This window comes from Spirillospora sp. NPDC049652 (assembly GCF_040675125.1).
Taxonomy (GTDB): Bacteria; Actinomycetota; Actinomycetes; order Streptosporangiales; family Streptosporangiaceae; genus Spirillospora.
The window spans coordinates 1-4,883 of the sequence record NZ_JBFAOF010000546.1 but is presented as its reverse complement, the minus strand read 5'-3'; the positions used below and the strand labels follow the sequence as shown (position 1 = coordinate 4,883).

Here is a 4,883-nt window from a genome sequence, read left to right as displayed (position 1 = left end):
AGCAGCACCACGTGCGCGCGCTCGGTGGCCGCGAGCGACAGCGCCTGCCGGCCCGCCGCCGCGACGGGCAGGACCACCAGGTCCGGCTCGCGGCCGAGCCGTGCCGACAGCGCCTCGGCGAACAGCGCGTGGTCGTCCACGATGAGGACCCGGGTGGGCTGCATCTGGCCACCATCGCCGGTACCCGGCGGTAGCGGATCCCGCAAACGCTGTAGACCGGCGTCCGGCAGCGGACACGTTCACCCGTCCCGGAGGCCACCCGCCCCACGCGCCCGGGACAGCCCGCCCCGAACGCCCGGACCATCCCGTCCCACCCGCCCCGCACAGCGTCCCAGGCGGCTCGTCACATCTGCAGGTCGCGGCCTCGGCGACGGCCGGTGGCGGTGGCCCCAGCTGAACGGGGCCCGCGCGTCCGGTCCCGGTCAGTTGGTCAACGTGCCGTTGACCCTGCGCGGACCTATGCGGATTCTGTGCGTACCGAGCCACGGGGAGCACACTTCGGTAAGGGGAAGTCAAGTGAAGGTCCTGATCACAGGGGGCGCCGGGTTCATCGGCAGCACCATCGCGTCGGCCTTCGCCGAGCGCGGTGCCACGCCCGTCGTGCTCGACAGCCTGGTCACCGGGCGTCCGGAGTTCACCGAGGGGAAGGTCTTCTACCAGGGCGACATCGGCGACGGCGCCCTGGTCGACCGGATCTTCGCCGGGCATCCGGACATCACCGCCGCCGTGCACTGCGCCGCGCTGATCGTCGTGCCGGACTCGGTGAGCGACCCGGCCCGCTACTACCGCGTCAACCTCACCCGGACCCTGGAGTTCGCCGAACACCTGCGGCGCAACCGCTGCGACCGGATGGTGTTCGCGTCCACGGCGGGCATGTACCGCCCGTCCGAGGACCTCTCGGTCACCGAGGCGTCCGAGCTGGACCCGCAGAACCCCTACACGCGCTCGAAGGCGATGGCGGAGACCGCGCTGCGCGACATGGCCGCGGCCTACGGGCTGCGCGTCGTGTCACTGCGCTACCTCAACCCGATCGGCGCCGACCCGGGCATGCGCACCGGCCTGCAGTCCAGCAAGCCGACGCACGCGCTGGGCAAGATGATCGAGTCGTACGAGTCGGGCGTCCCGTTCCGGATCACGGGCGTGGACTGGCCGACCCGGGACGGCACGGCGATCCGCGACTACATCCACGTGTGGGACATCGCGCGGGCGTTCGTCTCGGCCGTGGAGCGCTTCGACGCGATCGTCCCGCCCGCGCGCCCGGCGGACGCGCCGCCCGCCTACCAGGTCGTCAACCTCGGCACCGGGGACGGCACGACCGTCCGCGAGCTGGTGGACGCCTTCCGCGAGGTCGTCGGCGACGGCTTCGCCGTGGAGGAGGCCCCGGCCCGGCCCGGTGACGTCGTCGGCGCGTTCGTCGATCCGGCCAAGGCGTGGGAGGTGCTGGGCTGGCGGCCCGAGTTCACGATCGGCGACGCCATCCGGCACTCGCTCCAGTGGGCCGAGCACCGCCGCGCGCTCGACGTGGTCGCCTGACCCGCGCGGCGCACACTCGACGCGGACTCCTCGACGCGGACCCTCGGCGACGGGCTTCGGCTCGGGCCTGTCCCGGGGGTCTCGATTCACCCGCCTCCCCGGTGCCGCGGCCCGTTCTGCGGGACAATGGGGGCGTCGATCGAGGAGGCGCGTTGAGCGGCAGTGTGGGTGGCGGCGTGCGGATCACCGTCACGAGGACGTTGACGAAGGATCAGCAGGCCCGCCGGGAGCGGCTGCTGGAGGCGGCCCGCGCGCTGGCGGACGAGGGCGGCTACCAGGCCGTCACCATGCACGACGTCGCCGACCGCGCCGGGGTCGCGCGCGCCACCGTGTACCGGTACTTCGCCACCAAGGACCATCTGCTCACCGAGGTCGCGGCCACCTGGGCGCACCGGGTGACCGCCGACATCGACGCGCTCGCGGTCGGCGGCACCGCCACCGAGCGGCTCACCTCGCTGCTGGAGCGGATCGTGGAGATCGCGTCCGGCGAGCTGACCCTGACCTCGGCGATCATCCAGGCGGTGACCTCGGACGACCCGTCGGTCGAGGACGCCCGCACGGTGCTGTTCCTGTTCGTCCGGGACCGGCTGTCCGCGGCGATCGGCGACCCGGTGCCGGACCGGGACGCCGTCGAGATCGTCCTCGGGCACACGCTGCTCGCCGCCCTCGTCGCTCTGACGTCCCTGCGCCGCCCGCTCGACGAGGTCACCTACATGGTCCGGACGTCCGGACGGCTCGTGCTGGCGGGCGCGCTGGCGTCCGAACGCGAGAAGCCCGAGGCGCAACCGACGACCTGAGCCGCCCCCCGCGAACCCGCCCGGTGCACCCGCGGTACGCGCGCTGAGCTGCCGCCCGGTGCACCCTCGTCGTCCGCGGCGGACCGGGGCGGGCGCTCAGGCGAGCCGGAGGAGGCGGTGCAGCAGGGACGGCTTGCCGAGCGGACGGTCCAGCGTGAGCGGAATCCGCGCCGCGCCCGCCGTCAGCGTGCCGGTCTTGGCGCCCTGCGGCGCGGTCGCCGGCGCGGTCCCGGCGACCCCCAGCCGGACGGTCATGCCGGGCCAGCCGACCACGGTCACCGGCTTGGACGCGCGCAGCGGAGCGCCGCCGCCGAGCCCGTCGTCCACCTTCGCGACACGGCTGCCCGCGGGTGCGACCGTGGCGCTGACCAGCGCGTTCCCGGCGGCCGCGACCAGCGGCTGCGCGGCGGTGATCGCGCCCATCGCGCTCGTCGACGGCTGGTTCATCACCGCGCCGAGGATCAGGGCGTCCGCCCCGCCGACCTGGCGGTGCGCGGCGAACACGAAGTTGCCGCCCGCCTTGTCGGTGTAGCCGGTCTTGCCGCCGACCACGCCGTTCTGGCCGAGCAGGACGTTGCCCGCGTTGCGCGGCCGGCCGCCCCCGTCCGGGACGAACTGGCGCAGCGCGACCGACTCGGCGAACGCGGGCAGCTTCATCGCCGCGCGCAGCAGCTTGACCTGGTCGGCGGCCGTGCTGACGGTCGCCGAGTCGTAGCCGCTCGGGTCGGTGTAGGTCGTGTCCGTCATGCCGAGCGACCGTGCCGACTCGTTCATCTTCTGGACGAACGCCTGGTCCGACCCCGCGTCCCAGCGGGCCAGCTCGTGCGCGACGTCGTTCGCGGAGATCACCAGCAGCGCCTCCAGCGCCTTGCGCTCGGTGAACCGCTGGTTCGCGCGGATCCCGAGCAGCGACTCGCCGCGCGCCTTGCGCTGCGGCAGCTCGGTGAGGCCCTGCGGCGTGACCGTGAAGCTCGGCCCGTCCTCGCCGCTGGCCAGCGGCTTGTCCCGCAGGATCGTGTACGCGGTCATGACCTTGGCGACGCTGGCCGTGGGCGTCGGATTCGCCGCGCCGGACGAGCCCATCGTGCCCAGGCCGTCCACGTACACGGTCGCCTGCCCGGCCTTCGGCCACGGCAGGGCAGGCGCCTGCCCGGCGAAGGTGTGGCTCGCGGTGGGCAGCGTCAGCGCGAGGGAGGTGTCCGGCACCGGCCGCACGAGCTGCCCCGCCACCACGCCGACGAGCAGCACGAGCACGACCACCAACGTGATCACCAGCCCGCGCCGCTTCCGCCGGGGCTCCTCCTCGTACGCGGGCGCGTCCGCCCGGGGGGCCATCCGGGCGTCAGCCTGCGCATACGGGTGCTGAGCCGCCTGCTGAGCCTGCTGGGAGTAGTGCGCCTGCTGCGGCTGCCGGGGGTGCTGCCCCTGCTGAGGGGGCTGAGGATGATGCTGGCCGGGTTCGTGCTGAGGATGCTGGCTGGGCTGAGGATGCTGGGTCGGCTGGGGATGTTGGGTCGGCTGGGGATGCTGCGGCTGCACGCCGACCGCGTACTGGGACGGGTTGAGCGGCGTGTCCGCGCGCGTGACCTCCGTGCCCGCGGACCGCGCCTGGGCGGCCTGGGCGCGTGCCTGGGCCTCGGCCTGCGCCTGTGCGCTGAACCGGGGCACGATCGGCCGCTCCTCGCCGGGCCGGGGCCCGGCCGGACCGTAGGCCGGCGGGGGAGTGCCCTGCGCGGCGGGCGGGACCTGGTGGGCCCCACTCGTCCGGGGCGTGACCGGGTGCTGGCCGCTCGTCCGGGGATCCGCCGGCCGCTGCTCGCCACCACGCGGAGCGACAGGATGCTGCCCGCTCTGCCGAGGCTGCTGCCCACCGCCGTGCGGCGCGATCCGGTGCTGCCCGCTGTCGGACGGCGTGACCGGGTGCTGTCCGCTGCCGGGAGGCGTGCCCCGATACTGCCCGCTCGCGCGAGGCGTGGTCTCGTGAGATCCGCTGCTGTGCGGGGTGGTCTCGTGCCGTCCACTCGTGCGAGAGCCGTCACCGGGCGGAGCGTCGGCCGCATGCCGCCCACTGCGGCGAGACGCCGACTCGCGCGGGCCGCTGTCGTGTGCGGCGGATTCGCGAGGACGACCGTCGCGCGGACCCTGCTCCCGAGCACCTGCCTCACGCGAGGACGACTCACGGAAGGCGGCCTCACGCGCTCCAACGTCGCGCGGTCCGGCGTCCCCTGGTCCGGTGTGGCGCGGTCCGGCGTCGCGGGAGGCGGAGTCGCCCGGTCCGGAGTCGCGTGGCCCTGCGTTGCGGGGGGCGCTGTCGCGTGGAGCGGTGTCGCGCGGTCCGGCGTGGCGTGGTCCTGCGTCGCGTGGGGCGGAGTCGCGTGGAGTGCTGGGGCGTGGTCCTGCGTCGCGCGGGGCGTCATCGGGCGCACCACGGTCGCGCGCACCACCCTCGCGCGCCCCCCCCGCGCGCGGGCCCGCGGCGCGGGGGTGGGCGTGGCGCGCGTAGGGGGCGCGGGGGGGGGGGGTGGGCGGGGGGGGGTCGGGGCGGGCGGGGTG

The 4,883-nt window shown here is 75.0% G+C and carries 3 protein-coding genes; 2 read left to right on the top strand and 1 reads right to left on the bottom strand.

The features are described 5' to 3' along the window. Positions 1 to 516 precede the first annotated feature (516 nt). Together galE and AB0J52_RS27430 are read left to right on the top strand one after the other, a co-directional pair. Positions 517 to 1,533 (top strand): UDP-glucose 4-epimerase GalE, encoded by a 1,017-nt coding sequence (galE, locus tag AB0J52_RS27435; protein WP_500185232.1) that lies wholly within the window; start codon positions 517 to 519, stop codon positions 1,531 to 1,533. 152 nt (positions 1,534 to 1,685) lie between these two features. Next, positions 1,686 to 2,330, top strand: a complete 645-nt coding sequence (locus tag AB0J52_RS27430; protein ID WP_500185231.1) for a TetR/AcrR family transcriptional regulator — start codon at positions 1,686 to 1,688, stop codon at positions 2,328 to 2,330. Positions 2,331 to 2,426: 96 nt separating this feature from the next. Here AB0J52_RS27430 and AB0J52_RS27425 read toward each other — a convergent pair whose 3' ends face one another. Then, on the bottom strand, positions 2,427 to 3,998 hold the full coding sequence (locus tag AB0J52_RS27425) for a D-alanyl-D-alanine carboxypeptidase family protein (RefSeq protein ID WP_500185228.1): 1,572 nt from the start codon (positions 3,996 to 3,998) through the stop codon (positions 2,427 to 2,429). Positions 3,999 to 4,883 lie beyond the last annotated feature (885 nt).